Source organism: Nocardioides zhouii (genome assembly GCF_004137345.1).
GTDB lineage: Bacteria > Actinomycetota > Actinomycetes > Propionibacteriales > Nocardioidaceae > Nocardioides > Nocardioides zhouii.
This window is the reverse complement of record NZ_SDWV01000006.1, coordinates 152,241-178,249: the sequence shown is the minus strand read 5'-3', so window position 1 is coordinate 178,249 and position 26,009 is coordinate 152,241. Positions and strand designations below refer to the sequence as shown.

Below are 26,009 nucleotides of genomic sequence, written 5' to 3'. Positions count from 1 at the left end.
GTCAATTTCCAGACGCCGGTCCAGCCCAGTCCTAGCCTGACCAGTATGGATCACGTGGACCTCGTCGTACCGCGACAGCGGGCGCTGAAGCATGTCCAGGTCCGTGAGCACGTCCGTAGCCTCATCGAGGCCCAACCGCCGGGTTCCGCGGCACCGTCCGAGCGCGAGCTGGTCGCTCGTTTCGGCGTGGCCCGGATGACCGTACGACAGGCGCTCGACGCGCTCGTCGCCGAGGGTCTGCTGGAGCGCATCCCCGGACGTGGCACGTTCGTCGCGCAGCCGCCCAAGACTGCCGGCCGACTGACCTCCTTCACCGAGGAGATCCGCCGCCGGGGCATGCTGCCGGAGTCCCAGACGCTGCTGGCGCGCGTTGAGCAGGCCGGCCCCGGTGTGGCCCGCGCGCTCGACATCTCGCCCGGCGACCCCGTGCTGCACTGGCGCCGGCTGCGCCGTGCCGACCAGGCCATCGTGTGCGTCGAGGACGCCTACCTCAACGAGGTGCTGCTGCCGGGGTTCCTCCAGCACGGCACGCCCACCAGTCTCTACGAAGCCCTCGCCGCCCGCGGGCTGCGGCCGACGGAGGTGGAGGACTCGATCAGCGCCGACCGCGCTAGCGCGGAGGAGGCGACCGTCCTCGAGATCGCCGAGGGTGACCCGGTGCTGCGCCACGCGCGTCGCGCCGTCTCCGACGGCCGCATTGTCGAGGTGTCGCGCACGTGCTACCGCCACGACCGCTTCACGGTCTACCTGCAGCTCGCCGACCGCTAGGCCCTGAGCTCACCCAGCTCGCGCTCGAGGTTGGCGCGCGCCGGCGCCTCCCAGAGCGCGCGCGCCTGCGGGGTGTGGAAGAGCGAAGGCTTCGTCGCGAGGTCGGCCAGCACCATCGCGCGCCCGGCCCGGAAGTCGTCGTCGCCGACGTGGGCGAAGTCCGCCCGGACGCCGGCGACGTACGCGTCGTAACGATCACGCGGTGCCGCCAGGATGCCGAGGTCGGCGTCACTGAGCGCGCACCCGGCGACGTCGTCGTCGGCCGGGCGGTGGTGGATGGTCATCCGCACCAGTCGGGCGACCTCGTCGGCGTACGCCGGTGGGAGCGCCTGCTCGGCCCACTGGGCGGAGCGCTCCTCGTCGTCGTCCGCGCCGGCGTAGACCGCGTCGTGGAACCACGCGGCGAGCCCGACGACTGTCCGGTCGAAGGCCGCACCCTCCTGCGCGAGCAGGTCGAGCCGGTCGAGGACCTCGCTGAGGTGGAGCAGGTCGTGGTAGCCGTCGCGGTCCCACGCGGCCAGGAGCTCGTCGCGCAGGTCGCTCCGGTCGTCGAGCGGCCAGCGGTCGGCGAGGCTCATGCCCGGGCGGCGGTCTCGCGCTGGAGCGCCGCGGCCTGCTCGTGCCCGGACGACATGGCCCAGCGGATGGTGCGGGTGCCGACCTGGCCGAGGACCCGGTTGGTCACCGGTGGCACCCGGGGCAGGCGCAGCTGGCGCCGCGCCTCGTCCGGCAGCAGTCCGATGGCGGCCGTGGCCAGGGACAGGTAGCCCGGGCGGGCCGCGAGGGGCAGGTCGGGGTGGAGCAGCAGGAACCGGATCGCGTCGTGGGCCGCGGGCGTCCCGCGCAGCTCGGGACCGTACGCCGCGAGCATCCGGCGCAGCTCGTCCTCGGTCTGGGGAGGGTCGATCACGCCGAGGTGGGCGGCCGCGACCCCGGTCTGGGCGACGTACTCGTCGCGCTCCGGACCGATGAGCCGACGCTGCCCGTAGCGGTCGTGCGCGGCGAGGAAGCTGTCGATCTCGGCGACGTGCACCCAGCCGAGCAGGTGCGGGTCGCTGGCGGCGTACGACGTGCCGTCGGGCATCGTGCCGACGACCGACTCGTGGGCGCGCTGGACCGCGCGAATGATCTGGAGCGCGTCGCGCTCGGTGCCGAACGTCGTCATCGCGAGGTAGGTGGAGACCTGCGCGAGCCGGCCCCACATGTCGCCCTGGTAGCCCGAGTGGTCGGCCACGCCCTGCATCGCCGCAGGGTGCAGGGACTGCAGCATGATCGCCCGGATGCCGCCGACGAACATGGACGCGTCGCCGTGCACGCGGGCGATCGGGGAGTCGGGCGCGAACCAGCGCGGGCCGACCGTGCCGTGCACGCGCTCGCGCGCCTGGTCGCCGTTGGGGCCGGCGACCTTACGGAACAGTTCGGCGCCGATGCGTTCGCGGAGGTTCACGTGGTCGAGGTTATGACCCTCAGCCAACAACGCAGTGGCGCTTTGACTTCGAGTACTCGAAGTTTCTACCGTTGAAGTCGTGACCATCCAGACGACTCGGCGCAGCTACTCCATCAAGGAGGCGGCCGCCCTCACCGGGCTGCCCGCCACCACGCTGCGCTACTACGAGCAGGTCGGCGTCATCGCGCACGTCAGCCGGGGCGCGAGCAGCGGCCACCGGGTGTACGACGAGGACGACCTCGACCAGCTCATGTCGGTCTCCTGCCTGTCCGCCACCGGCATGTCGCTCGACGACATGCGCACCTACATGGCGAACGCGCGCCTCGGTGCCGAGGCCGCCGTCGAGCAGCAGCAGCTGCTCGAGCAGCAGCAGCGACACCTGACGCTCGAGGCCGAGCGGCTGGTCCTGCGCCAGCGCTACGTCGATCTCAAGATCGCCTACTGGCAGGCCGTGCTGGACGGCGACACCGACCGGAGCGAGCAGATCGCCGGCCGGGCACGCGAGCTCGCCGACGAGCTCCGTGCGGTCACGCACCACCCCTGACCACCACCCCGAACCCCCGAAGGACGGAACACTCATGCGCGTCAACGCCTACGCAGCACCCGCCGCCGGCAAGCCCCTCGCCGCCACCACGATCGAGCGCCGCGAGGTGGGTGCGAACGACGTGCTCATCGACATCGAGTACGCCGGCATCTGCCACTCCGACATCCACACCGTCAACGGCGACTGGGGCCCGCAGCCCTTCCCGCTCGTACCGGGCCACGAGATCGTCGGCCGCGTCTCCGAGGTCGGCTCCGGCGTGACCGGCCACCAGGTCGGCGACCGCGTCGGCGTCGGCTGCATGGTCAACTCGTGCGGCGAGTGCCACAACTGCACCAACGGCGACGAGCAGTACTGCGTGCGGGGCATGGTCGGGACGTACGCCGCCACCGACCGCGACGGCACCACGACGCAGGGCGGCTACTCCACCCACGTCGTCGTCGACGCCGACTACGTCCTGTCGATCCCCGAGAGCCTCGACCCCGCCGCGGCCACTCCGCTGCTGTGCGCCGGCATCACGACGTACTCGCCCCTCAAGCACTGGAACGCCGGTCCCGGCAAGCGCGTCGCCGTCGTCGGCCTGGGCGGGCTCGGCCACATGGCCGTCCAGATCGCCCACGCGATGGGCGCCGAGGTCACCGTGCTGTCGCAGTCGCTGAAGAAGCAGGAGGACGGCCTGCGACTCGGCGCCGACCACTACTACGCCACCTCGGACGAGAACACCTTCGAGGCACTGGCCGACTCGTTCGACCTGATCATCAACACGGTCAGCGCGAAGATCGACGTGAGCGCCTACCTCGGGCTGCTCGACGTCAACGGCGCGCTGGTCAACGTCGGTGCGCCGCCGGAGCCGCTGGACGTCAACGTCTTCGCGCTGCTCACCAACCGGCGCTCGTTCTCCGGCTCGATGATCGGCGGGATCGCCGAGACCCAGGAGATGCTCGACTTCTGCGCCGAGCACGGCATCGCCTCGGAGGTCGAGGTGATCGGTGCGGATCAGGTCAACGAGGCGTACGAGCGGGTGCTCGCCTCCGACGTGCGCTACCGGTTCGTGATCGACGCCAGCACCCTGGGCTGACGTCAGCTCGGCTCAGCGGTGAGGTCGCCGGCGTCGATGATGCGGTAGGCGTAACCCTGCTCGGCGAGGAAGCGCTGCCGGTTCTGCGCGAAGTCGGCGTCGACGGTGTCGCGCGAGACGATCGTGTAGAAGTGCGCGCTGCGGCCCTCGGTCTTGGGCCGCAGCAGCCGGCCGAGGCGCTGGGCCTCCTCCTGCCGCGAGCCGAAGGAGCCGCTGACCTGGATCGCCACCTCGGCCGAGGGCAGGTCGATGGAGAAGTTGGCGACCTTGCTGACCACCAGCAGGCCGATCTCGCCGGTCCGGAACGCGGCGAAGAGCCGCTGGCGTTCCTTGACGGGGGTCTCGCCCTTGATCACCGGGGCGTCGAGCAGCTCGGCGAGCTCGTCGAGCTGGTCGATGTACTGCCCGATCACCAGGGTCGGCTGGCCCGCGTGTTGCCGCACCAGGTCGCGTACGACGTCGATCTTGGCGTGGGTGCACGAGGCGAGGCGGTAGCGGGTGTCGGGGTCGCTCGTCGCGTACGCCAGCCGCTCGCCGTCCGGCAGGGTGACGCGCACCTCGACGCAGTCGGCGGGCGCGATGTAGCCCTGTGCCTCGATGTCCTTCCACGGGGCGTCGTAGCGCTTCGGTCCGATGAGCGAGAAGACCTCGCCCTCGCGGCCGTCCTCGCGCACCAGGGTCGCGGTGAGGCCGAGACGCCGGCGGGCCTGCAGGTTCGCGGTCATCCGGAAGATCGGGGCCGGCAGCAGGTGCACCTCGTCGTACACGATGAGGCCCCAGTCGCGGGCGTCGAGCAGCTCGAGGTGGGCGTAGACGCCCTTCCGCTTCGTCGTGAGCACCTGGTAGGTCGCGATGGTGACCGGCCGGATCTCCTTGACGGCGCCGGAGTACTCGCCGATCTCGTCGGCGGTCAGCGACGTACGGGCGATCAGCTCGTCCTTCCACTGCCGGGCACTCACGGTGTTGGTGACGAGGATCAACGTGGTCGCCTGCGCGTGCGCCATCGCGGCCGCGCCGACGAGGGTCTTGCCCGCCCCGCAGGGGAGCACGACGACGCCGGAGCCGCCGTCCCAGAAGGACTGGGCGGCCTCGGTCTGGTAGGGCCGCAGGGTCCAGCTCGACTGGTCGAGGTCGATCGCGTGCGCCTCGCCGTCGACGTAGCCGGCGAAGTCCTCGGCCGGCCAGCCGATCTTGAGCAGCGCCTGCTTGAGGTTGCCGCGCTCGCTCGGGTGGACCGCGACCGAGTCGTCGTCGAGCCGCGCACCGACCATGCCGGCGATCTTCTTGGCCCGCAGCACCTCTTCGAGCACGGGGCGGTCGGTGCTCGACAGCACCAGGCCGTGCACGGGGTGCTTCTCCAGACGGAGCCGGCCGTAGCGGCCCATCGTCTCGGCGACGTCGACCAGCAGCGCGTGCGGGACGGCGTACCTCGACCACGTCAACAGTGCGTCGACGACCTGCTCGGCGTCGTGGCCGGCTGCACGGGCGTTCCAGAGGCCGAGCGGGGTCAGGCGGTAGGTGTGGATGTGCTCGGGCGAACGCTCGAGCTCGGCGAAGGGGGCGATCGCCTTGCGCGCCTCCGGCGCCGACGGGTGGTCGACCTCGAGCAGCAGCGTCTTGTCCGACTGGACGATGAGGGGGCCGTCGTTCACTGTGCCGCGGCCTCGACGTCCTGGTCGGTCCCTGCCTGCACGGCCTGGCGCTGCCGCGCGCGGAAGGCGGCGACGTTGGCGCGCGAGGAGCAGCGGTCGGAGCAGTAGCGCCGCGACTGGTTGGGCGAGGTGTCGACGAAGACGTTGTCGCAGCGTGCCTCCGAGCAGATCCCGAGCCGGGTGGCGCCGAGGTCGCAGACCAGGTTGGCCAGCCCCATCAGCGACTCGGCGATGAGCAGTTCCGCCACTGATGAGGCCTGGTTGGTCACGTGCATGTGGAGGTTCGACGGGTCGTGGTCGGAGATCATCGGCGTGACCGGGTGGCTGGCGAGCAGGTCGTTGAGCGACCCCACGAGGAGGCGTACGTCGTCGACGTCGGAGGCCTCGAAGACCGGCCGCAGCTCGGCCTGGAAGGCCTGCAGCGACGGGATGTCCTCCGGCACCACCGAACGGTGCAGCCACGTGCGGTCGGCGAGGTGCTCGTGCAGCGCCGCCTCGTCGGGCAGGTCGGCGTTCACGAGCGTCGCGGCGCGCTCGGCGTAGCGGATGAAGTCCACCGACCCAGTCTACGGAGACGGCCTCAAGCTGTCCGGACTCCGGTGATGCGGTGCACGGCGAACTCGCGTACGTCGTCCGCGCGGTGGTCGAACGCCGAGAGTCGGCCGCCGTCGAGCCGACGCGGGTCGACGACCCGCTCGCCGCTGGCGCCGTGGTTGTCGACGTAGCCGATGACCACCGTGGTGCCGGCCTCGATCGCGTCGCGGAGGGCGGCCAGCGCCCCCGAGGGGGTGGTCGTCGTGGCACTCGCCGGGCGCGAGGTCTCCGCCCGGTCGCCCACGCGGATCGCGGTGGCAACGGCCTGCACCTGCGCGGCCCGCCGCGCCTCGACGGCTCCGGCGGGCCGGCGACCACGTCGGCTCCGGGCCCGCTGGAGGTCGGGTCGGCTGACCCGGACCGTGCCGTCGGCCGCCTCCACGACGGGAGCCGCACCGAGCTCGCGCAGCCGCGGCAGCAGCACGTCGAGCGGGGACGTCGAGATGGCGACGGTGGGCGCGAGCAGCCGGAGCCCGAGGGTGCGCGCCTTCGGGTCGTGGACGAGCGCCGCCAGCGCGGCCTCGTCGTCGGCGCGCAGGAAGGCCTCGGCGTGGCCGACCCGCACGCTGCCGAAGGTGCGCGCGACGTCGTCGACCAGGAACTCCAGCGGCTGCGGGACAGGGGTCTGCGAGACAGCGGTGAGGAAGTCGCGGACCTCGAGGGCCGACCAGCCGGCGTCGAAGCCGCGCCGCAGCGAGCCCGAGCTGAACCGGTAGACCGTCGCCCCACCGCGTGACTCCACGTCGGCCAGCAGGTGCAGCCGGCGCGCCACCTCGGTCTCGAGCGGACCGGGCGCGACCGCGGTGAGGTCGGCCTGGAGCAGGACGTGCTCGACCGGTCGGGGGAGCTGCGGGTCGATGGCCGCAGCGGCTCCCGGCAGGTCGTCCTCGGCGATCCGGCGACCACTGGGCGGGAGGCCGCCCGCTCCGCTGATGCCGAGCACGGCGGCCTCGCCGAGGGCCGCGGTGACGAGGTCGGCGAAGATCGCTGGCCGGCGCGGCCGCATCCAGTCGACCCGCTGCACGAGCGACGCGGTGCCCGTACCGACGGCGAGCACCTCGCCGTCGGGGAGCTCGGCGAGCACGCGCAGGGCCAGCCGCCGTGCCTCCTCGGCGAGCCCGCTCGACAGCTCGGGCGCCAACGCGTTCCACGACTTGCCGGCGGGGTCGCGGGTGCCGACCAGCGAGGGGACCCGGCTGCTCGACAGCCACCCGCCGACCAGCCGCGCCCACCGCTCGGACGTGGGCCGTCCCGACCACACGTCGAACTCCTCGGTCGGCAGCCAGACGGGCGTGCCGTCGGGCTCGTTGCCCTCGGCGATCAGCCCGGCCGACTGCGCCACCTCGACGATGAGGGCGGCCCCGGCCTCGTCGACGTGGAGCTCGCGCGCCACGGCCTTGAGGTCGCGGACGGCGAGCCCGCCGCTGCGCAGCACGCTCGGCGGCTGCACGCTCCAGTGGTCGAGCAGCAGCTCCACGCGTCGTACGACGTCGAAGGCAGCGCCCGCGGCGGTCCGGGCCACGAGAGCGGCGTCCCGCGCGGACGTGGCCAGGCCGGGCACCTCGTCGACGGGCTCGGTGGTGGTCCGGCCGCCCCGCAGGGCCAGCCCCACCTCGCCGGGCAGCACGACGGTGTCGCCATCCCGGGGCACCAGCAGGCGACGGCTGATCAGCTCCTCGGCCGGGCTCGCGGCCCGCTCCGGCGAGACCGTACGCCGTGCCGAACCGGTCGTGCCCTCGCCGCCGTGGGCGTCGACGTGGCGCAGCAGGGCGGTGGCGGCGGGGCTCAGTCCGGCCAGCAGCGCGGCCACCTCGTCGGGCTCAGGCGGCTCCGGGCTGGACGGCCGCAGCCCGCTCACCAGGCCGGGCATCCCGCGCATCGCGTCGGCGACGCCGCTCAGCGCGCGGATCCCGCCGGGGGCCTCCCAGGCCAGCGCGAGGTCGAGGAGCCGCTGGAGCGCGGTGGCCACACGGTCGGCGTCGGCGTGCACGATCGAGATCAGTCGAGCGGTTGTGGTTTGACCTGCAACCAGCAGGGAATCAAGCACGGAAAGTTCCAGACGGTCCAGGCCGTCGAGGGCGCGGTGGATCGACGAGCGCGTGGCGGCCCGCGAGGCGAGCTGCGACGAATCTTGAGGGGCGGGTGTGGCGAGATCTGGACGGGCCCTCAGGAGCGCCACGAGTCGCTCGTCCGGCCAGCTCCGCAGCTGGTCGGCGAGGGTTCGTGCGGGTGTCGCCCGCCCACGACTGGACATCCCTCTTACGCTACTCGCCGGGTCGGTGCCGCCGCCCCACATCCCGCGACGGGGCCGAGAGGGTCGGGCATGAGGAACGTTGACCTGCACCACGGTGCGTCGAGCGACGTCGGCCTGGTGCGCAAGGTCAACGAGGACTCCTTCCTCGTCGCGCCCCCGGTCTTCGTGGTCGCCGACGGCATGGGCGGCCACTCCGGCGGCGACGTCGCCAGCCAGATGGTCGTGGAGGAGTTCCAGCGCCTCGCCGAGGCGTACGACCCCGCCCGCGGCGCCGAGCAGGTCGCCGACGCCTTCGCCCGCGCGCAGGCGCGCATCATCGACTTCGGCAACGCGCACCGGGCGATGACGCCGGGCTGGCATGCCGGCACGACTGCCGTCGTGGCGGTGCTGGTCGACGACAACGGCGTGACCAAGTGGCTGCTCGCCAACCTGGGCGACTCCCGCATCTACCGGATCACCGAGGGTCGCCTGGAGCAGATCAGCGTCGACCACTCGGTCGTCCAGGAGCTGATCGACTCCGGCCAGATCACGGCCGAGGAGGCCGCGATGCACCCCGAGCGCCACGTCATCACCCGGGCCCTGGGCAGTCCTGAAGGCATCCAGCCCGACTTCTTCCTGCTGCCGCTGGGCTCGGTCGAGCGGCTGCTGCTGTGCAGCGACGGCGTCACCGGGATGATCGAGGACAAGGAGATCGAGGAGATCCTCGAGAGCGTGGCCGACCCGCGCGACGCCGCCGACCGGCTGGTGCGGGCGGCCGTGGCCGCAGGCGGCCGGGACAACGCGACGGCCGTCGTCGTCGATGTGGTGGGATTGGTGAAGGACGCCAGTTATGACTCCCAGCGCCAGCTGGAGAGCCTCGAATCCAAGCTTGGGGGACGACTGTGAGCACAGAGGCCAGGTTCGCGCCGGGGGACTGGTACGCCGTCGTCGGCGAGCAGGTGACCGTCCTGCTGCCCGGCTCACAGCGCGCGCGGGTGGCCGGCCTGTGGGACCTCGCCGACTCCGGCGCCGACGCCGACGCCCTCCTCGACGCGCTCCTCGCCGAGGGGTTGTCCTCGCTCGACCACGTCGCGCTCGTCGCCCACGGTGACGACGCCACCCGCCTGATCGTGCGCGGCGCACCCACCGCCGCGGTCGCCGCGACCTCCGGCGAGGAGATCGTCAGTGCGGCCGCGGGTGCTGCCTGGGCCGAGCGGCTCGTCACCGGCGTCACCAGCATCCGGGTGACCCTCACCGGCGACGGTGCCGCCGAGCACCTCCTGACCCCCGGCATCGCGCGGGTCTCCGTCGTGGAGTTCGGTACGCCATCGGACGCCGTCGCGGCCGTGCCGCCCGAGGTGCCCGAGGTGCCCGTCCTGGTGGCCGAGCCCGAGCCCGAGCCGGAGCCGACGCCGGAACCCGAGCCCGAGCCCGCGGCCCCGATGAGCTTCGGCGAGCCCGAGGAGGACCCGACCCCCACCGGAGAGACTCCGGTCGTCGAAGAGCCGTGGTCCGACAACGACGGCCAGACGCAGGCCGGCGTCCCGGTGCCCGACTTCGACCGCCCGCCGATCCCCGGCCAGGAGATGGCCCCCGACGTGGTGTCGCAGCCCGTCGCCTCCCTGGTCTTCTCGACCGGTGACGTGGTGGCGGTCGACCGCACGGTCCTGGTCGGGCGCGCGCCCGAGGCCCGGCGCTTCGCCTCGCACGACCAGCCCCACGTCGTCACCGTCGCGAGCCCGCACCAGGAGATCTCCTCGACGCACCTCGAGATCCGCCCGGGCGCCGGCGCCGACCACGGGTCGGCCATCGTGACCGACCTGGGCTCCACCAACGGCACGGTCCTGGCCCAGCCCGGTCTCGACCCGGAGGACCTCAAGGCCGGCATCGCTGTCAGCCTCATCCCGGGCGCGGTCCTCGACCTCGGCGACGGAGTCACCATCCAGGTCACGAACCCCTGAGCAGAGCCGGCACCGTGACCCAGCAAGCACCCCCGTACGCGATCACCTACCCGATCGCCCAGCTCGAGCGACGGTTCACCGCCTTCGCGGTCGACCGCCTCCTGGCCTGGAGCCTGCTGGCCGCGGTGGGCGTCGTGACCGCGATGTTCGTCTCCGACGAGGTGTGGACCGTCGTCGGCGCCGTCGCGGGCGCCGTTGTGCTCCTGTGGCTGGTCCTCGCGATCGTGCTGGGGATCAGCGGCAGCTCGCCCGGCAAGGCGATCTCCGGCCTGCGGGTGGTCGACCACGGCACCGGCACCCCCATCGGCGTGGGCCCCGCCCTCGCGCGCTCGCTCGTGCTCGGCGCGGCCGGGCTGCCCACCTTCGGCATCGGCCTGGCCACCCTGGCGTGGACGGCCGTCGAGGACCGCGGCCGCCAGCGCCGCGGGTGGCACGACCACCTGACCCGCACCGTCGTGGTCGACGTACGTTCGGTGGTGGAGGTGGCCGACCACGACGCCGTCGAGGGGCCGCGCCACATCGTCAACCTCACCGCGATGCGGCTCGTGCCCGCGCCGCCGGTCGAGGCGGTCCGGACGCCCGAGCGCTCGGAGCACTCGATGCGCCGCCAGCCGCTGCCGGCCGACATCACGGCGCCGCCCACCGCACCGCCCATCGCACCGCCGCCGGTCGCGGCCCCACCGGTGCGTCCGGCAGAGCAGCCGCCCCAGCAGCAGGCGCCACCCCAGCACGTGCCGCCGCCACAGGCCCATCCGCAGCAGCAGGCGCCGCCGCAGCGGTGGCGGGTGCACTTCGACAACGGCGAGAGCTTCGTGATCGCCGGTCTCGCCCTGGTCGGTCGGCGCCCCGAGGCGCGTACGGGCGAGCAGGTCGCCCACCTCATCCCGCTCGCGTCGGCCGACATGTCGGTCTCCAAGACCCATGCCCAGTTCGGACCGGCCGTCGACGGGACGATCGTGGTGATGGACCGCGGGTCGACCAACGGCACCGTGCTCGTCCGGCAGGGCGTCTCCCGCCAGCTCGCACCGGGCAAGCCGGCCGCGCTCGTCCACGGCGACAAGGTCGTCTACGGCGACCGCGAGATGACGATCACCCGCGAGGCCTGAGCCCGGGGGGCAGGGGAGGGCAGGATGTGCCCGTGCCGACCTTCCTCGACCTGATCTACGACGAGGCGCCGCTGTCCGCCTTCGACGAGCACCTCGCGCGGGTCGAGACCGGCCTCGGCGAGGACGAAGCGGCCGTCCTGCGCACCGAGTACGACGTCGCCCTCCGGCTGCGCGACCTGATCACCCGGATGAGGTCGCGCGAGGCCGAGCTGTCGGCGCTGTACGAGACCGCGTCCGACCTCACCGCGATCCGTGACGTCGACACGATCCTCGCCGCCATCGTCCGCCGCGCCCGCCAGCTGCTGCACTGCGACATGACCTACCTCTCGCTCAACGACGAGCACGACGGCGCGTCGTACATGAAGGTGACCGACGGGGCGCTCACCCGCGAGTTCCAGACGCTGCGGCTGCCGCTGGGCACGGGGCTGCTGGGGCTCGTCGCGCAGACCGGAGCCGCCTACTTCACCGAGGACTACGCCACCGACGAGCGGTTCGTGCACAAGGGCTACATCGACGAGGCGGTGGCGGGAGAGCAGATCCGGGCGATCCTGGGTGTCCCGCTCGTGCTCGACGGCGTGGTGATCGGAGCACTGCTGGCCGTCCACCGGTCCGTACGCCGCTTCCCGCAGGCCGAGGTCAGCCTGCTCACCTCGTTCGCCGCCCACGCCGTGGTCGCACTGGAGAACGCCCGGCTCTTCGCCGAGCTCGACGAGGCCAACCGGTCGCTCACCCGGCACACCGAGGCCGTCGACGCCGCCGCGCTCGCGCACGACCGGCTCACCGACCTGCTCGTCGGGGGCGGCGGTGTCGCCGAGGTGGCCGAGGTCCTGACGGGCGTGCTCGGCGCGCCGGTCTCGGTGTGGACGGCCTCCGGCGACCTGGAGGCGGGGGAGGACCCCGGCCTCGCGTGGGCCGATGCGGTCGCGGGTGCGGTGGCGTCGGGTCGGTCCGTGGCGGTCGAGGGCGGGCTGGTCGCCGTCGCGCTCGCCGGTACCGAGCACCTGGCCACCCTGGTGCTGCGCCGCGACGAGCCGCTCGACCTTGCGGGGCGTCGTACGCTCGAGCGCGGTGCGCTGGTCACCGCCCTGGTGCTGCTCTTCGCGCGCTCCGTGGCCGACGCCGAGGAGCGCCTGGGCGGTCAGCTCCTGGCCGACCTCCTGGAGGCCGGGGGCGAGGCGCGCGACCGCTTGCGCGACCGGGTCCGCCGGCACAGCGCGAGCCTCGACGGGCCGCTCGTCGTGGCCGCGGCCGCCGTCGACGGCGCCGACCCGCAGCGCGCCGGACGGGCCGCTGTCGCGTACGCGCAGCGGCTGTCGGGCCTGGCGGGCGAGCACCGCGGTGTGGTCGTCGTGGTGGTGCCGAGCGACGACGCGCGCGGCGTGGGCGTCGACCTGCAGGCGGCGATCGCGGCCGCCGACGGCCGGGCGACCGTGGGCGTCGCCGCCACCACCGACGCCCGGGAGGACCGGCTGGTGGCCGCGCACGCCGAGGCGCGGCGCTGCCTCGACACCCTGCTCCGGCTCGGGCGGGTCGAGGAGGTGAGCGACCCCGCGGGTCTGGGCGTGGCGCGGCTGCTGCTGGGCGACAACGACCCCGAGCACGTGGCCGCCTTCGTCGAGTCGATGATCGGGCCGGTCCGCGCGTGGGACGAGCGCCGGGGGACCGGCCTGGTGGACACGCTCGAGGAGTGGTTCGCCAGTGGTGGGCGCCTCAAGGAGGCCGCCGCCGCACTCCACGTCCACCCCAACACGGTCACCCAGCGTCTCGACCGGATCGGCGAGCTGCTAGGTGACGGCTGGCGCGACCCGAGCCGTTCGCTCGACCTGCAGCTGGCCCTGCGACTCGAGCGGTTGCGGGACGCCTGACTCGCTCGAACATGTCGCAGAGCCACATGTTCGCGAATCAAGTGTGGGCGACCGGACCATGTGCCGAGCGTCACCCGGCTCCCTAAGTTGTGGGCCATGACCTCCGACAGTCCTGCCCTCCGCGGACGCCGCGCCCTCGTGACGGGTGCCGCCAGCGGCATCGGCGCGGCAGTCGCCACCCGGCTCGCCGAGGGCGGTGCCGAGGTCCACCTGCTCGACCGCGACGAGGAGGGCGTGGCCAAGGTCGCCGCGCAGGTGCACGGCACCCCGCACGTCGTCGACCTGACCGACGAGGCCGCCATCGAGGCGATCGACCTCGACGTCGACATCCTCGTCAACAACGCCGGCATCCAGCACGTCGCGCCGATCGAGGACTTCGACCCCGAGCTCTTCCGCACCATCCACGCGCTGATGCTCCACGCCCCGTTCCTGCTCGCCCGCCGGGTCCTGCCCGGCATGTACGCCCGCGGCTGGGGCCGCATCGTCCACGTCTCCAGCGTCCACGGCCACCGCGCGTCGGCGTACAAGTCGGCCTACGTCAGCGCCAAGCACGGTCTCGAGGGCCTCTCCAAGGTGATCGCGCTGGAGGCCGCCGACAAGGGCGTCACCAGCAACACGGTCTGCCCCGGCTACGTCCGCACCCCGCTCGTGGAGGGCCAGCTCGCCGACCAGGCGCGCACCCACGGCATCCCCGAGGACGAGGTGCTCGACACCGTCCTGCTCGCGCGTACGCCGATCAGGCGCCTGGTCGAGCCCGAGGAGGTCGCCGACGCGGTGGCCTTCCTCTGCGGCCCGGCCGCCACCTCGATGACCGGCTCCTCACTGCTCCTCGACGGCGGCTGGACCGCCGCCTGACGTTGATCCAGCCCCACCCCGCACATCCCAGAACCAGCACCCATGTCATCCCCCGATGAAAGGCACGTCATGTCCACCGAGACCACCACCGCCACCGGGAGCGGCGCGCCAGGCGCGGCGCCCGAGCGCACCAACATCGTCAAGGTCGTCTTCGCGTCCCTCATCGGCACCGCCGTGGAGTGGTACGACTTCTTCCTCTACGGATCGGCCGCCGCCCTCGTCTTCGGCACGCTCTTCTTCCCGGAGAGCGAGCCCGCCACGGCGACACTTCTGGCCTTCGGCACGTACGCCCTCGGCTTCGTCGCGCGCCCCCTGGGTGGCGTCGTCTTCGGGCACTTCGGCGACAAGGTCGGCCGCAAGAAGATGCTCGTCGTCTCCCTCTTCCTGATGGGTGTCGCGACCTTCGCGATCGGCCTCCTCCCGACGTACGCCTCCATCGGCGTCGCCGCACCGCTGCTGCTCCTCTTCTGCCGCCTGCTCCAGGGCTTCGCGGTCGGCGGCGAGTGGGGTGGCGCGGTCCTGATGGCCGCCGAGCACGGTGACGACTCGCAGCGCGGCTTCTGGTCCTCGTGGCCGCAGGCCGGCGTGGCGCTGGGCAACCTGTTCGCCACCGGCGTCCTGTGGGTGCTCGCCGCCGTGCAGAACGAGGCCGACTTCAACGCGTGGGGCTGGCGCATCCCGTTCCTGCTCAGTGCGATCCTGGTGGGCGTGGGCCTGTGGGTCCGGCTCTCGATCGAGGAGTCGCCCGTCTTCGCCGAGGCCAAGGCCGAGATGGAGACCAAGGAGACCCCACACCTGCCGCTGGTCGAGGTCTTCCGCAAGTACCCCCGCGAGGTCTTCGTCGCGATGGGCATGCGGATGGCGGAGAACATCTCCTACTACCTCTTCACGATCATCTCGATCTCGTTCCTCACGATCTACGCCGGCACCGCCGACGACAAGTCGCTGATCCTCAAGGCGTTGCTGATCGGCTCGGTCGTGCACTTCGTGACGATCCCGCTCGTCGGCGCGCTGAGCGACCGGGTCGGCCGCCGGCCGCTCTACCTCGCCGGTGCCGTCGGCGTCGCGGCGTGGTCGTGGGTGTTCTTCGACCTGATCGCCTCGCGCTCCGAGGGCAAGATCATCCTCGCGATCGTCGTCGGCCTGATGCTGCACGCCCTGATGTACGCCCCGCAGGCGGCCTTCTTCTCCGAGCTCTTCGGCACCTCGGTGCGCTACACCGGAGCCTCGGTGGGCTACCAGCTCGCGTCGATCTTCGCCGGCGCGCTCGCCCCGATCATCGCGATCGACCTCCTCGGCAAGGCGAGCGAGGGCACGGCCAACGTCGACAAGGTCGCGATCTACATGACCATCGCGTCGGTGATCACGATCGTCGCGGTGCTCTTCGCCAAGGAGACGCGAGGGAACTCGCTGCGCCACGACCGGGTGCTGAACGACTGACGCCGCAGTCCCGACACCGGGCCGTCGTCCCCCTCGAGGGGCGGCGGTCCGTCGTCGTCAGCGGGTGAGGGCGACCGGGATGCGGGTGATGCCGCCGCGGGCGCCTAGCCAGACGAGCTCACCGTCGTCGAGGCCGCCGGGGGTGGTGGGACCCGACACCGTGATGGTGAAGCGGGCCGACTGCCCCGGCGCGAGGCGTACGGCGAGGGGGCGGACGCTGACGACGTGCGAGGTGAAGCCCCGGGCGGTGACGGAGAAGTACTCCGGCCGGGTGCCGATGTTGGTCAGCGTGCGCACGGTCGTCGTCCGCCGCGTAGGCAGCAGGAGCGAGCCGGTGTTGAGGTCGGCGAGCGTGTGCCGGCGCAGGGCACGACGCCACGCGTGGGTGGGCACGTCGAGGGCGAGGTGGGCCGTCGGCGCCTGCCCGGGCAGGGCTCCGGCTCCCTGGACCAGCACCGACGAGCCCGGGATGGGTCGGGCCGAGGAGGCGACCAGCGAGCGGACGATCGAGGCCGACCAGTCGTGCTCGCCCAGCACCAGGGCCGCGAGGCCACTCGCGTGGGCGGTGGCGGCTGAGCTGCCGCTGAAGACGCCCCAGGTGCGGCCCGTGGCGTCGGGCAGGGCGCCCAGCACGGCGTCGCCGTCGGCCACGGCGTCGGGCTTCACCGACGCGCCGCGCGGGTCACCGGCGGCGCTCCACGGCGCCGTACGTCGGGTGCCGGGGGCGCCGCTGATGCGGGACATTCGGACCTTGGCGCCGGGGTGGCGGGCCACCCAGCGGCTGAACGTACGACCGGCGCGCGCTGACAGGTGGACGGTGGGGACCGCGTGGAAGTCGGCGGTCACGGACCCGGGGCGCAGGTTGACCAGCACCATTGCGCGGCCACCGGCGAGGGCGACGTTCTCGGACTTGTCGATGCGACCGATGCCGCCGCGGCGACACACCACGATGCGTCCGGCCACCTGGCGCGAGTCGAGGGCGTCGCGCCGGCACTGGCCGGCAACCCGGTGCGAGACACCCGGCGCAGGCGCCCGCTGTGCCAGCACCGCACGCCCCGCGACTCGGGCAGGACGTCCGCCCCCGGCGAACGAGCGACTGCCCGGCGCCGAGACGCGTCCGCGCGACATCCGGCCCACGGCCGAGCCGACGGTGGTCACCCAGGGCGAGGAGTGCGCGGCGTACGCCGAGCCGGCCGAGTTGCCGGCCGCGCCGACGACCACGATGTCGGCCTCCGCGGCGCCGAGCAGCGCGCGCTGGAGGGTGTCGATGCCCTCGCCACCGGCGAGCGCGAGGCTCAGCACGTCGACGTGGTCGGCGACGGCGGCGTCCACGGCCGACACGACGTCGGCGGTCGAGCAGCCGTCGTCGGCCGGGTCGGGAGCTCCCCAGCACGCCTTGTAGGCAGCGACGCGGGCCTGGGGTGCGACGCCGCCGAACCGGCCGGCGTCGCGGCCGTCGACCCGGACGCTCACGCCGGCGTTGCCTGCGGCGACGGAGGAGACCTGGGTGCCGTGGCCGAGCACGTCCTGGGCCGACAGGGACTCGGACGACCGGATGCGGTCGGCGCCGAAGCCGTCGACGAACCAGCGGGCGCCGACGATCTTGCGGGTGCAGTCGTCGGCGGTCCAGCCGTCACCCTCCGCACACGCGCCGGCGAACGCCTGCGGGTCGGCCCCCAGGCCGGGAACGTCGGCGAAGGCGGGGGACTCGGTCGCGATGCCGGAGTCGACCACGCCGATCACCACGCCGGCACCACCGCGGAGTCGCGGGCTGGTCACGGCGCTGCTCACCGTCGCGGGTGACGTACGTCCGGCGAGTGGCCGGACGCTGTCGGGCTCGATCGCGGCGATGCCCGGCTGGGCCTCGAGGGCGCCGAGCTGGTCGGCGGTCAGGCGGACCGCGAAGCCGTTGAGCGCGGTGGTCCAGCGGTAGGTGGGCTCGCTGGCGCCGATCGCCGCGAGGAGGGTGTCCTGCCGGGCGAGGAGGTCGGCGGCGTCGCGGGTGCCCGCGGAGGTGCCCGGTCCCTGGAGGGTGACGAGGGTCAGCGGCTCGGACCCGGCGGCCGCGGCCGGCGCGTCCTCGGCCAGCGCCACGCTCGCAGCGGACACGGTGAGGCCGAGCGCGAGCAGCGCGCAGCCCACGATGCGCCCCACCGGTCGTGCCCGCACGGTCCCCGCCTTCCCCTGCTGTGACGTGTGTCGTCCCCCGAACCGCCCATGATCGCAGTCGCGGTGCGCTCAGACAAAGCCTCCCGTGCACAACCCGTTGGTGGACCGCGCCCGCCGCCGCCTATTCTTTGCCCGCGCCCGCGGATCCGCGGACGGAGAGACCCACGGAGAGACCCGTGGTGACCAGGAACAGGGAGAGACCCGTGCCCAGTGGCAAGGTGAAGTGGTTCGACGTCGACAAGGGCTTCGGCTTCCTGTCGCAGGACGACGGGCCGGACGTCTACGTCCACTCCGACGCGCTGCCCGAGGGCACCACGACGCTCAAGGCCGGCACCAAGGTCGAGTTCGGCATCGCGCAGGGACGACGCGGCGACCAGGCCCTCCAGGTGCGGATCGTCGACGCCCCCGCCTCGGTCACCCGCAACCAGCGCAACGCCCAGCGCAAGCAGCCCGAGGTGATGGTGAGCATCGTCGAGGACCTCATCAAGATGCTCGAGGGCGTCGAGGAGGGCTACCGCCGCGGTCGTCACCCCGAGCGCGACGCGGCCCGCGGCACGGCGAAGGTGCTGCGAGCCCTCGCCGACGAGCTCGAGCTCTGACCTAGCCAGCAGCAGGTGCAGGCGCCTGCCGGCCCGGCCGGCTGATGAGCACGAACGTCGCCCAGATCCCGAGGACGCCGGCGGCGATGCCGAGCCCGAGCTGGGGCATCAGCGGCATCGCGATGCCGATGAAGCCGCCGATCACCCAGGCGAGCTGCAGCGTGGTGTCGGAGCGGGCGAAGGCGCTCGCCTGGATCCGGCTCGGCACGTCGCGCTGGATCGTCGAGTCCAGCGACAGCTTCGCCAGGGCCTGCGCCAGGCCGGCCGTGAGGCCCAGCAGGATCAGGGAGGGCAGGCCGTAGAAGAGGGCGGCCACCACGGCCGCGGCCACGTCCGCCAGGAGTGCCAGCACGACGGTCACGGCAGGGTTGAGCCGTCGGAGCATCGAGCCGATGGTGATGCCGACGGTGTTGCCGAGCCCGGCCGCGCCGATCACCGCGCCGAGCAGGATCTCGGGTTTCCAGTCGCCGATCGGGTTGTCGCGCAGCAGGAACGCCATGAACATCGTGAGGAAGCCCGACAGCCAGCGCGGCCCGCAGTTGGCCCGCAGCGCGAACGCCACGGCTGCGGGGATCCGGGTGCGCGGGCGCTTCCCCGAGGTGGCGCCGGTCGTGGATCCGGTGAGCACCAGCTCGCCCTCACCGTGGCTGGCGTCGACCTTCTCGGGCAGCCGGATCGCCCAGATCGTGGCGAGCACGAAGATCACGAAGCCGTAGCGCAGCGACCACTCGGGTCCGAACGTCGAGGCGAGGATCGCCAGCGGGGCCGAGATGCCGGCACCCACGATGCCCGCGAGCGACACCCGGGCGTTGGCCTTCACCAGCGTCAGGTCGGGTGGCAGCAGCCGGGGGACGGCCGCGGCGCGGGTGACGCCGTACGCCTTGGAGGCGACGAGGCAGCCCAGTGCCGCCGGGAACAACCAGCCCGACTCGGTCACCACCGCCGTGGCCAGCACCCAGCACAGGAAGCACCTGATCGCCATGGTCGCGCCGACCGCCCACCGGCGGCCGTGGCTGAAGCGGTCGAGGAACGGCCCGATCAGCGGCGCCACGATCGCGAACGGGAGCATCGTCAGGCCGAGGAACAGGGCGACCTGGCCGCGCGCCTCGCCGGTGGGTACCTGGAAGAACAGCGTGCCGGCCAGCGAGATCGCGACGGCCGCGTCGCCGGCGGCGTTGAAGGCGTGGAGCTCGATCAGCCGTGACAGGCCGGAGTCGCCGGCGCCCTCGGCCCGCGCGGCCCGACGCGCCTGGGAGACGGCGTACTGGCCCGCGGTGCCCGCGCCCCGCCCGGCCACCCTGGCCCCGCGACCGGCCACCTTGGCGCCCCGGCCTGCTGCCCGGGCACCGCGCGCGGCGCCGGACATCGACCGGCGTACGGCGCTCGGACGCGGGGGAGTGGCCTGCTCCGACCGCGGCCCCGGCTCCTGCCCGGAGGTCGGGTCGGGGTGGTCGCTGGTCACGGGTCCATCTTGGCCTACCCGCCCGACACCACGCGGACGCCGTCCCGGCCCGGGGTGCCGACGGGACAGGACCGTGCACCGTTTGTCATGATGGCGTACGTGATCGCTCTCCCCACCCGCTCCGGCAAGCCGGACTCGGTCCTCGCCAAGGCCGCCGACCTCGCGCGCGGCGCCGTCCTCGAGGTCGCCGAAGCCGCCGAGGTGGGCGACCACCTGGGTGCCCACGCCGAGGGTGAGCGCGTCGTCACGCACCACTTCGCCTGCACCCGGCCGGGCTACCCCGGCTGGCACTGGTCGGTCACCCTCACCCGCGCCAAGCGCGGCAAGGACCTCACCGTCAACGAGGTCGTCCTGCTCCCCGGCGACGCCGCGATCGTGGCCCCCGCCTGGGTGCCGTACAAGGAGCGCCTCCAGCCCGGCGACCTCTCACCCGGCGACCTGCTCCCGGTCGAGGACGAGGACGCCCGCCTGGTCCCGACCTACCTCGTCGGCGACGACCCGCTCGACGGCCCGATGGACGGCGACGCCCGCGCCCAGGTGCGCCGCGTCGCCGAGGACCTCGGCCTGGGGCGCGTGCGCACCCTGAGCCGCGAGGGCCTCGACATGGCGGCCGAGCGCTGGCACGCCGGCAACGGCGGCCCCGACGCCCCGATTGCCAAGAGCGCTCCCGACCACTGCTGGTCCTGCGGGTTCCTGGTCCGGCTCAACGGCTCGCTGGCCGACAGCTTCGGCGTCTGCGCCAACGGCAACGCCAACGACGACGGCACCGTCGTCACCCTCGACCACGGCTGCGGCGCCCACTCCGAGGTCAAGCTGGCGCGCAAGCAGCAGCCGCTGCCGATGCCCGACCACGCCTTCGACACCCTGACCGACGACGAGTTCGAGAAGCTGTAGCCCTGGCTCAGGCCCTCGCCGGCTCCAACACCCAGACGGCGTAGTCGTCGACAGGCTCGCGCAGCTCGTAGCTGCCGAAGCGGTGGACCACCCGCAGCCCTGATGCCGCGACGTCCGCCACGAACTCGTCGGCCGGATAGGTGCGGCTTCCGCTCTTGACGGCCGTGAGGTGGAAGCCCAGGAGCACGCGACCGTCGGGCGCGAGCAGGTCGCGGACGCGTTCCAGCACGGACCGCTCGGTGCCCTCGCCCAGGTAGATCATCACGTTGCCGACGACCACGACGAGGTCGAAGGACCCGAGCTCGGCCGGGTCGAGGGCGAGCGCCTCGTGGGGCAGCACCTCGAGCGAGGCGTACGTCGACCCGGACTGGGCGCGCAGTGACGGGTCGGGCTCGGTCGCCACGACCCGGTGGCCGCGCGCCTGGAGGGCGGCCGAGACCCGACCCATGCCGGAGCCGATGTCGAGGATGCGGGCATTGCGGGGCGCGAGGGCGTCGGCCAGCCGGGCCTCGCCGTCCACGTCCTCACCGGCCGAGACGCGGTGGGCGAAGGTCTCGCCGTAGCCCTTGTTGCCCTCGCCGGCGAGCTCCCACCGGGTCGGCGGGTGCGTCACGGGGAGACCCGCAGGGCGGCGCGCTCCTTGCGGCGGCGACGGCAGTACTCCAGCCCGCACAGGCCGAGACCGAAGCCGGCCAGGCAGGTCCACAGCCACCACGTGCGCCCGCTGTCCTGGAGCGTGCTCCAGAAGGGCAGGAGCCCGAGGAAGCCGAGCAGCCACAGCGCCGTGCCGACCTCCGTGGTGCGTACGCCGTCGACGTCGAGCGGCGCGACCTGCGCCACGATGAAGGTGCGGTTGCCGATCTCGTGCTGCGTCGGCTGCGCGTCGCCCAGGTCCACGCCGCCACGCTACAGCGCCGCGGGGAGGCGTCACGCGCGCGTCACACGGTTCTGCCAGACTCCGGTCCCGTGAGCGACGACACCACCACTGCCAAGCGGCCCGCCAACAGCTCCGGACTCGACGGATTCTTCGAGATCAGCCAGCGCGGATCGTCCGTCGGACGTGAGGTCCGCGGCGGCGTGGTCACGTTCCTGACGATGGCCTACATCATCGTGCTGAACCCGCTGATCCTCGGCTTCGTGCCCGACTCGACCGGCGCCTTCCTCGGTGGCGGCGGCGAGCCCGGGAGCGGGATCCCGGCCATCGCCGCAGGTACGGCACTCGTGGCCGGGGTGCTCACGATCGCGATGGGCGGCTTCGCCAACTTCCCGCTCGCCCTGGCGACGGGCCTCGGCCTCAACGCGTTCGTCGCCAACTCGATCGCGCGCCAGTCCACGTGGGGCGCCGCGATGGGCCTCGTCGTGCTCGAGGGCATCGTGATCCTGCTGCTGGTGCTGACCGGCTTCCGCAAGGCTGTCTTCCACGCCGTGCCCCAGCAGCTCAAGGTGGCGATCTCCGTCGGGATCGGCCTGTTCATCGCGCTGATCGGGTTCGTCGATGCCCGTGTCGTGACCCGGATCCCCGACGCCTTCCAGACCACCGTGCCGGTGCAGCTCGGCACCGACGGCCACCTCGGGGGCTGGCCGGTCCTCGTCTTCTGCCTCGGGCTGGCCCTCGTCATCGCCCTGTGGGTGCGCAAGGTGCGCGGCGCGATCCTGATCTCGATCGTCGTCACGACGGTCGTCGCCGTCATCGTCGAGGCCGTCGGCGACCTCGGCCCCGCGTCGGCCGACAACCCGAAGGGCTGGTCGCTGAGCGTGCCGACCCTCAGCGGCGACATCGTGGGGCTCCCGTCGTTCGACACCCTCGGCGACGTCGACCTGTTCGGGGCGTTCGGCTCCGCCGGCACCGGCGTGCTCGCCGCCCTCCTCCTCGTCTTCTCCCTGCTGCTCGCCGACTTCTTCGACACGATGGGCACGATGACCGCCATCGGCGCCGAGGCCGGCCTGAATGACGAGGACGGCACCCCGCCCGGCGCCCAGCGGATCCTCATCGTCGACTCGGTCGCCGCCATCGCCGGCGGCGCGGCCGGTGTCTCGTCGAACACGTCCTACATCGAGAGCGCCTCGGGCGTGGGGGAGGGCGCCCGTACGGGCCTCGCCTCCGTCGTCACCGGAGCGCTGTTCCTGCTCGCGACCTTCTTCACCCCGCTCGTCGCGGCCATCCCGTCCGAGGCGGCAGTCCCCGCGCTCGTGCTCGTCGGGTTCCTGATGATGCAGCAGGTGGCCGACATCGACTGGCGCGACCTCGAGGTCGCGATCCCGGCCTTCCTGACCGTCGTGCTGATGCCCTTCACCTACTCCATCTCGGTCGGCATCGGCGCCGGCTTCGTGGCGTACGTCCTGATCAAGGTCGTCGTCGGCAAGGTCAGGGACGTCCACCCCCTCATGGGGGTCGTCTCGGCGCTCTTCGTCGTCTACTTCGCCTACACGCCCATCAGCGGCTGGCTCTCCTGACCGTCCCCGGTCGCGGGAGGGCCTGACACCTACGTCGGAATAGTTAGCACAGGTAATGAGTTATGCTAACGATATGCCGCCGATCGCCGACCTTCGCACCGACGCCGGGCTCGCCTCCGAGCTCCGCGCCGGTGTCATGCGACTCCGCCGCCGCCTGGTCTCCGAGCGCCACCCCGACAATGACCTGAGCATCCCGCAGATGGTCGTCCTCGGACTGCTGGTGCGCCTCGGCGACCAGACCGTGGGGGAGCTGGCCCGCGCCGAGCGCGTCCAGCCGCCGTCGATGACTCGCACGGTGAACTGCCTGGAGGGCGACGGCTACGTCGTCCGTCGTCCGCACGAGACCGACGGCCGCCAGGTGGTCGTCTCGCTCACCGACGAGGGCCGCGCCGCAGTGCTCGCCGACCGCCAGCGTCGCGACGCCTGGCTCTCCCAGCAGCTCGCCCGGCTCACCCCGGCCGAGCGCGCCTCCCTCCGCGCAGCCGCGCCGATCCTCGCGCGGCTCGCCCACACCGACTGACCGACCGCACGAGACCACCGAGGAGTCACCACGAGTCCCACGTTCCGTTCCCTCGCCAACCCCAACTACCGGCGCTACGCCGCCGGTGGCGTGGTGTCGAACACCGGCACCTGGATGCAGCGCGTCGCCCAGGACTGGCTGGTCCTCCAGCTCGCCGTCGGCTCCGGCGCGACCGCGCTCGGCATCACGACGGGGCTGCAGTTCCTGCCCTTCCTGCTCCTGACCCCGTTCGCCGGCCTCGTCGCCGACCGGATGCCCAAGCAGCGGCTGCTCCAGCTGACCAACATCGGCATGGCCGTGCCGGCCGCGATCCTGGGCGTGCTCGCCGTCACCGGCACCGCCGAGGTCTGGCACGTCTACGTCCTGGCCTTCCTGCTCGGCTCGGCGTCCGCCTTCGACGCCCCGGCGCGCCAGTCGTTCGTCTCCGAGATCGTCGACCCGGTCGACCTGACCAACGCCGTCGGCCTCAACTCCGCCAGCTTCAACGCCGCGCGCCTCGTCGGCCCCGGCCTCGCCGGCCTCCTGATCGCCGCGTTCGGTGGGGGAGCGGTCGCCACCGGGTGGGTGATCCTGCTCAACGCGGTGTCGTACGCCGCCCCGATCTGGTCGCTGCGGCACCTCGACGTCGCCCGGATCGACTCGCCCGCCCTGGCGCAGCGTGGACCCGGCGCACTGCGCGAGGGCATCGCCTACGTCCGCGCACGGCCCGACCTGATGCTGGTGCTGGGTCTGGTCTTCTTCGCCGGCACGTTCGGCCTCAACTTCCAGATCACCTCCGCGCTGATGGCCACCGAGGTCTTCGGCAAGGGGCCGACCGAGTTCGGCCTGCTCGGCAGCTTCCTGGCCGTCGGCTCGCTCACCGGCGCACTCCTGGCCGCGCGCCGCGAGCACGTACGCCACCGCCTCGTCGTGGGCTCCGCGCTCGCGTTCGGCGCCACGGTGATGCTCGCGGGCCTGATGCCGACCTACCTCACCTTCGCGCTCCTCACGCCGGTCACCGGGCTGACCGCGCTGACCTTCATCACCAGCGCCAACACCTACATGCAGCTCAACACCGACGCCGGCGTCCGCGGCCGGGTGATGGCGCTCTACCTGATGATCTTCATGGGCGGCACCCCGATCGGGGCGCCCGTGATCGGGTGGATCGGACAGGAGTACGGCGCCCGCTGGACGCTGCTCGGCGGGGGTCTGCTGACCATCGCCGGTGTGGGCCTGTCTGCCATGCTGTACCTGAGGCTCGAGCGCGCCCGGCGTGAGCGTGGCCCCGACGCCGCGGAGGCGGCAGACGAACCGGCTGTGAGCGCCTCTCCGGCATTTTGACCCTGCCCGAGCGCCCGAGTAGCCTCAATCCTCGTGTCTGGCACGTCCAGACCCCTGCGCGTGCACGTCAACTGCCCGCTGGTAGGGAGCGGCCCCTTCGAGGGAGCCGCACAGGCACAACGTTGTCGAAGGCAAGACCCCCGAGTCCGGCACCGCGCCGGTCCGAGACGAGAAACAGAGAGAGGGAACCACCAGGTGCCCACCATCAACCAGCTGGTCCGCAAGGGCCGCCAGGACAAGGTGTCGAAGTCCAAGACGCCTGCCCTGAAGGGATCTCCGCAGCGCCGTGGCGTCTGCACCCGCGTCTACACGACCACCCCGAAGAAGCCGAACTCCGCCCTCCGCAAGGTCGCCCGCGTGCGCCTGAGCAGTGGCGTCGAGGTCACCGCCTACATCCCGGGTGTCGGTCACAACCTGCAGGAGCACTCGATCGTGCTCGTGCGCGGCGGCCGTGTGAAGGACCTTCCCGGTGTCCGCTACAAGATCATCCGCGGCACGCTCGACACCCAGGGTGTCAAGAACCGCAAGCAGGCCCGCAGCCGCTACGGCGCGAAGAAGGAGAAGTAATGCCTCGCAAGGGTCCCGCTCCCAAGCGCCCCCTCGTCTCTGACCCGGTCTACGGCTCGCAGCTGGTCACCCAGCTCGTCAGCAAGGTCCTCCAGGACGGCAAGAAGGCCGTGGCGCAGCGCATCGTCTACACCGCCCTCGAGGGCGTCCGCGACAAGACCGGCTCCGACCCCGTCGTCACGCTCAAGCGCGCGATGGACAACGTCAAGCCGGCCATCGAGGTCAAGTCCCGCCGCGTCGGCGGGGCGACCTACCAGGTCCCCGTCGAGGTCAAGGCCAACCGCTCCACCACGCTGGCCCTGCGCTGGCTCGTGGGCTACGCCGCCGATCGTCGCGAGAAGACCATGGCCGAGCGCCTCATGAACGAGATCCTCGACGCGAGCAACGGCCTCGGTGCCGCTGTGAAGAAGCGCGAGGACACCCACAAGATGGCCGAGTCCAACAAGGCCTTCGCCCACTACCGCTGGTGAGGACGGGCGGCCGT

Annotated in this window: 25 protein-coding genes; 16 read left to right on the top strand and 9 right to left on the bottom strand. The window is 72.6% G+C overall.

What is annotated here, in order from left to right; all coding sequences use genetic code 11:
* Positions 1–45: 45 nt before the first annotated feature.
* Entirely contained in the window at positions 46–768 is a 723-nt protein-coding gene (locus EUA94_RS08145; RefSeq protein ID WP_129426370.1) for a GntR family transcriptional regulator, read from the top strand.
* On the opposite strand, the gene EUA94_RS08140 is transcribed toward EUA94_RS08145, so the two are convergent.
* Together EUA94_RS08140 and EUA94_RS08135 are read right to left on the bottom strand one after the other, a co-directional pair.
* Complete coding sequence (locus EUA94_RS08140; protein WP_129426369.1) at positions 765–1,346, bottom strand: HD domain-containing protein; 582 nt, start codon at positions 1,344–1,346, stop codon at positions 765–767. The genes EUA94_RS08145 and EUA94_RS08140 overlap by 4 nt on opposite strands.
* Entirely contained in the window at positions 1,343–2,215 is an 873-nt protein-coding gene (locus EUA94_RS08135) for an oxygenase MpaB family protein (protein WP_242494738.1), read from the bottom strand. The genes EUA94_RS08140 and EUA94_RS08135 overlap by 4 nt, the downstream gene beginning before the upstream one ends.
* Before the next feature lie 79 nt (positions 2,216–2,294).
* On the opposite strand from EUA94_RS08135, the gene EUA94_RS08130 reads away from it, so the two are divergent.
* Positions 2,295–2,759: a MerR family transcriptional regulator gene (locus EUA94_RS08130; protein ID WP_129426367.1), complete on the top strand. Its 465-nt coding sequence runs from the start codon at positions 2,295–2,297 to the stop codon at positions 2,757–2,759.
* 34 nt (positions 2,760–2,793) lie between these two features.
* Positions 2,794–3,834: an NAD(P)-dependent alcohol dehydrogenase gene (locus tag EUA94_RS08125; protein WP_129426366.1), complete on the top strand. Its 1,041-nt coding sequence runs from the start codon at positions 2,794–2,796 to the stop codon at positions 3,832–3,834.
* A gap of 2 nt (positions 3,835–3,836) precedes the next feature.
* Here the strand turns inward: EUA94_RS08125 and EUA94_RS08120 are convergent, their stop codons facing one another.
* The 3 genes from EUA94_RS08120 to EUA94_RS08110 are packed head-to-tail and all read right to left on the bottom strand — an operon-like array spanning position 3,837 to position 8,334.
* Positions 3,837–5,486, bottom strand: coding sequence for a DNA repair helicase XPB (locus EUA94_RS08120; RefSeq protein WP_129426365.1), 1,650 nt, complete (start codon positions 5,484–5,486; stop codon positions 3,837–3,839).
* Entirely contained in the window at positions 5,483–6,043 is a 561-nt protein-coding gene (locus EUA94_RS08115) for a CGNR zinc finger domain-containing protein (RefSeq protein ID WP_129426364.1), read from the bottom strand. The genes EUA94_RS08120 and EUA94_RS08115 overlap by 4 nt, the downstream gene beginning before the upstream one ends.
* A gap of 23 nt (positions 6,044–6,066) precedes the next feature.
* Positions 6,067–8,334, bottom strand: a complete 2,268-nt coding sequence (locus tag EUA94_RS08110; RefSeq protein WP_129426363.1) for a helicase C-terminal domain-containing protein — start codon at positions 8,332–8,334, stop codon at positions 6,067–6,069.
* Between the two features lie 69 nt (positions 8,335–8,403).
* On the opposite strand from EUA94_RS08110, the gene EUA94_RS08105 reads away from it, so the two are divergent.
* The 6 genes from EUA94_RS08105 (at position 8,404) to EUA94_RS08080 (ending at position 15,540) form a co-directional block, all read left to right on the top strand.
* The gene (locus tag EUA94_RS08105; protein ID WP_129426362.1) at positions 8,404–9,219 is read left to right on the top strand and encodes a protein phosphatase 2C domain-containing protein; all 816 of its coding nucleotides are present in this window, start codon (positions 8,404–8,406) and stop codon (positions 9,217–9,219) included.
* Positions 9,216–10,274 (top strand): FHA domain-containing protein, encoded by a 1,059-nt coding sequence (locus tag EUA94_RS08100; RefSeq protein WP_129426361.1) that lies wholly within the window; start codon positions 9,216–9,218, stop codon positions 10,272–10,274. Before EUA94_RS08105 ends, EUA94_RS08100 begins: the two co-directional genes overlap by 4 nt.
* Positions 10,275–10,288: 14 nt before the next feature.
* Positions 10,289–11,380: an RDD family protein gene (locus EUA94_RS08095; protein ID WP_129426360.1), complete on the top strand. Its 1,092-nt coding sequence runs from the start codon at positions 10,289–10,291 to the stop codon at positions 11,378–11,380.
* A 32-nt stretch (positions 11,381–11,412) separates the two neighbouring features.
* Entirely contained in the window at positions 11,413–13,245 is a 1,833-nt protein-coding gene (locus tag EUA94_RS08090; RefSeq protein ID WP_242494737.1) for a helix-turn-helix domain-containing protein, read from the top strand.
* A gap of 96 nt (positions 13,246–13,341) precedes the next feature.
* Positions 13,342–14,100 carry a 3-hydroxybutyrate dehydrogenase gene (locus EUA94_RS08085; protein WP_129426358.1) on the top strand — a complete coding sequence of 253 codons (759 nt, stop codon included), beginning with the start codon at positions 13,342–13,344 and terminating at the stop codon, positions 14,098–14,100.
* Positions 14,101–14,169: 69 nt separating this feature from the next.
* Entirely contained in the window at positions 14,170–15,540 is a 1,371-nt protein-coding gene (locus tag EUA94_RS08080) for an MFS transporter (RefSeq protein WP_129426357.1), read from the top strand.
* A gap of 57 nt (positions 15,541–15,597) precedes the next feature.
* Here EUA94_RS08080 and EUA94_RS08075 read toward each other — a convergent pair whose 3' ends face one another.
* Positions 15,598–17,709, bottom strand: coding sequence for a S8 family serine peptidase (locus tag EUA94_RS08075; protein ID WP_129426356.1), 2,112 nt, complete (start codon positions 17,707–17,709; stop codon positions 15,598–15,600).
* Positions 17,710–17,912: 203 nt separating this feature from the next.
* Here EUA94_RS08075 and EUA94_RS08070 point away from each other — a divergent pair, with 203 nt between their 5' ends.
* The gene (locus EUA94_RS08070) at positions 17,913–18,308 is read left to right on the top strand and encodes a cold-shock protein (protein ID WP_129426355.1); all 396 of its coding nucleotides are present in this window, start codon (positions 17,913–17,915) and stop codon (positions 18,306–18,308) included.
* A 1-nt stretch (position 18,309) separates the two neighbouring features.
* Here the strand turns inward: EUA94_RS08070 and EUA94_RS08065 are convergent, their stop codons facing one another.
* Positions 18,310–19,770: an MFS transporter gene (locus EUA94_RS08065; RefSeq protein WP_242494736.1), complete on the bottom strand. Its 1,461-nt coding sequence runs from the start codon at positions 19,768–19,770 to the stop codon at positions 18,310–18,312.
* A 99-nt stretch (positions 19,771–19,869) separates the two neighbouring features.
* On the opposite strand from EUA94_RS08065, the gene EUA94_RS08060 reads away from it, so the two are divergent.
* Complete coding sequence (locus tag EUA94_RS08060) at positions 19,870–20,664, top strand: DUF3027 domain-containing protein (RefSeq protein ID WP_242494735.1); 795 nt, start codon at positions 19,870–19,872, stop codon at positions 20,662–20,664.
* A 7-nt stretch (positions 20,665–20,671) separates the two neighbouring features.
* On the opposite strand, the gene EUA94_RS08055 is transcribed toward EUA94_RS08060, so the two are convergent.
* Together EUA94_RS08055 and EUA94_RS08050 are read right to left on the bottom strand one after the other, a co-directional pair.
* The gene (locus EUA94_RS08055; protein WP_129426353.1) at positions 20,672–21,277 is read right to left on the bottom strand and encodes a class I SAM-dependent methyltransferase; all 606 of its coding nucleotides are present in this window, start codon (positions 21,275–21,277) and stop codon (positions 20,672–20,674) included.
* On the bottom strand, positions 21,274–21,561 hold the full coding sequence (locus tag EUA94_RS08050; RefSeq protein ID WP_242494734.1) for a DUF2530 domain-containing protein: 288 nt from the start codon (positions 21,559–21,561) through the stop codon (positions 21,274–21,276). Before EUA94_RS08050 ends, EUA94_RS08055 begins: the two co-directional genes overlap by 4 nt.
* Positions 21,562–21,630: 69 nt before the next feature.
* Here EUA94_RS08050 and EUA94_RS08045 point away from each other — a divergent pair, with 69 nt between their 5' ends.
* The 5 genes from EUA94_RS08045 (at position 21,631) to rpsG (ending at position 25,995) form a co-directional block, all read left to right on the top strand.
* On the top strand, positions 21,631–23,118 hold the full coding sequence (locus tag EUA94_RS08045) for an NCS2 family permease (RefSeq protein WP_129426352.1): 1,488 nt from the start codon (positions 21,631–21,633) through the stop codon (positions 23,116–23,118).
* 73 nt (positions 23,119–23,191) lie between these two features.
* Entirely contained in the window at positions 23,192–23,638 is a 447-nt protein-coding gene (locus tag EUA94_RS08040; RefSeq protein WP_242494733.1) for a MarR family transcriptional regulator, read from the top strand.
* Positions 23,639–23,728: 90 nt separating this feature from the next.
* Positions 23,729–24,958 (top strand): MFS transporter, encoded by a 1,230-nt coding sequence (locus tag EUA94_RS08035; RefSeq protein ID WP_242494732.1) that lies wholly within the window; start codon positions 23,729–23,731, stop codon positions 24,956–24,958.
* Between the two features lie 195 nt (positions 24,959–25,153).
* Positions 25,154–25,525, top strand: coding sequence for a 30S ribosomal protein S12 (gene rpsL / locus EUA94_RS08030; RefSeq protein ID WP_056599611.1), 372 nt, complete (start codon positions 25,154–25,156; stop codon positions 25,523–25,525).
* On the top strand, positions 25,525–25,995 hold the full coding sequence (gene rpsG, locus EUA94_RS08025; protein WP_129426350.1) for a 30S ribosomal protein S7: 471 nt from the start codon (positions 25,525–25,527) through the stop codon (positions 25,993–25,995). Before rpsL ends, rpsG begins: the two co-directional genes overlap by 1 nt.
* The last annotated feature ends 14 nt before the right edge of the window (positions 25,996–26,009 follow it).

Coding starts and splice junctions, on each gene's coding strand:
- rpsG (WP_129426350.1), top strand. CDS start 25,525: ATGCCTCGCAAGGGTCCCGCTCCCAAGCGCCCCCTCGTCTCTGACCCG.
- EUA94_RS08125 (WP_129426366.1), top strand. CDS start 2,794: ATGCGCGTCAACGCCTACGCAGCACCCGCCGCCGGCAAGCCCCTCGCC.
- EUA94_RS08040 (WP_242494733.1), top strand. CDS start 23,192: ATGCCGCCGATCGCCGACCTTCGCACCGACGCCGGGCTCGCCTCCGAG.
- EUA94_RS08080 (WP_129426357.1), top strand. CDS start 14,170: ATGTCCACCGAGACCACCACCGCCACCGGGAGCGGCGCGCCAGGCGCG.
- EUA94_RS08085 (WP_129426358.1), top strand. CDS start 13,342: ATGACCTCCGACAGTCCTGCCCTCCGCGGACGCCGCGCCCTCGTGACG.
- EUA94_RS08140 (WP_129426369.1), bottom strand. CDS start 1,346: ATGAGCCTCGCCGACCGCTGGCCGCTCGACGACCGGAGCGACCTGCGC.
- EUA94_RS08145 (WP_129426370.1), top strand. CDS start 46: ATGGATCACGTGGACCTCGTCGTACCGCGACAGCGGGCGCTGAAGCAT.
- EUA94_RS08110 (WP_129426363.1), bottom strand. CDS start 8,334: ATGTCCAGTCGTGGGCGGGCGACACCCGCACGAACCCTCGCCGACCAG.
- EUA94_RS08105 (WP_129426362.1), top strand. CDS start 8,404: ATGAGGAACGTTGACCTGCACCACGGTGCGTCGAGCGACGTCGGCCTG.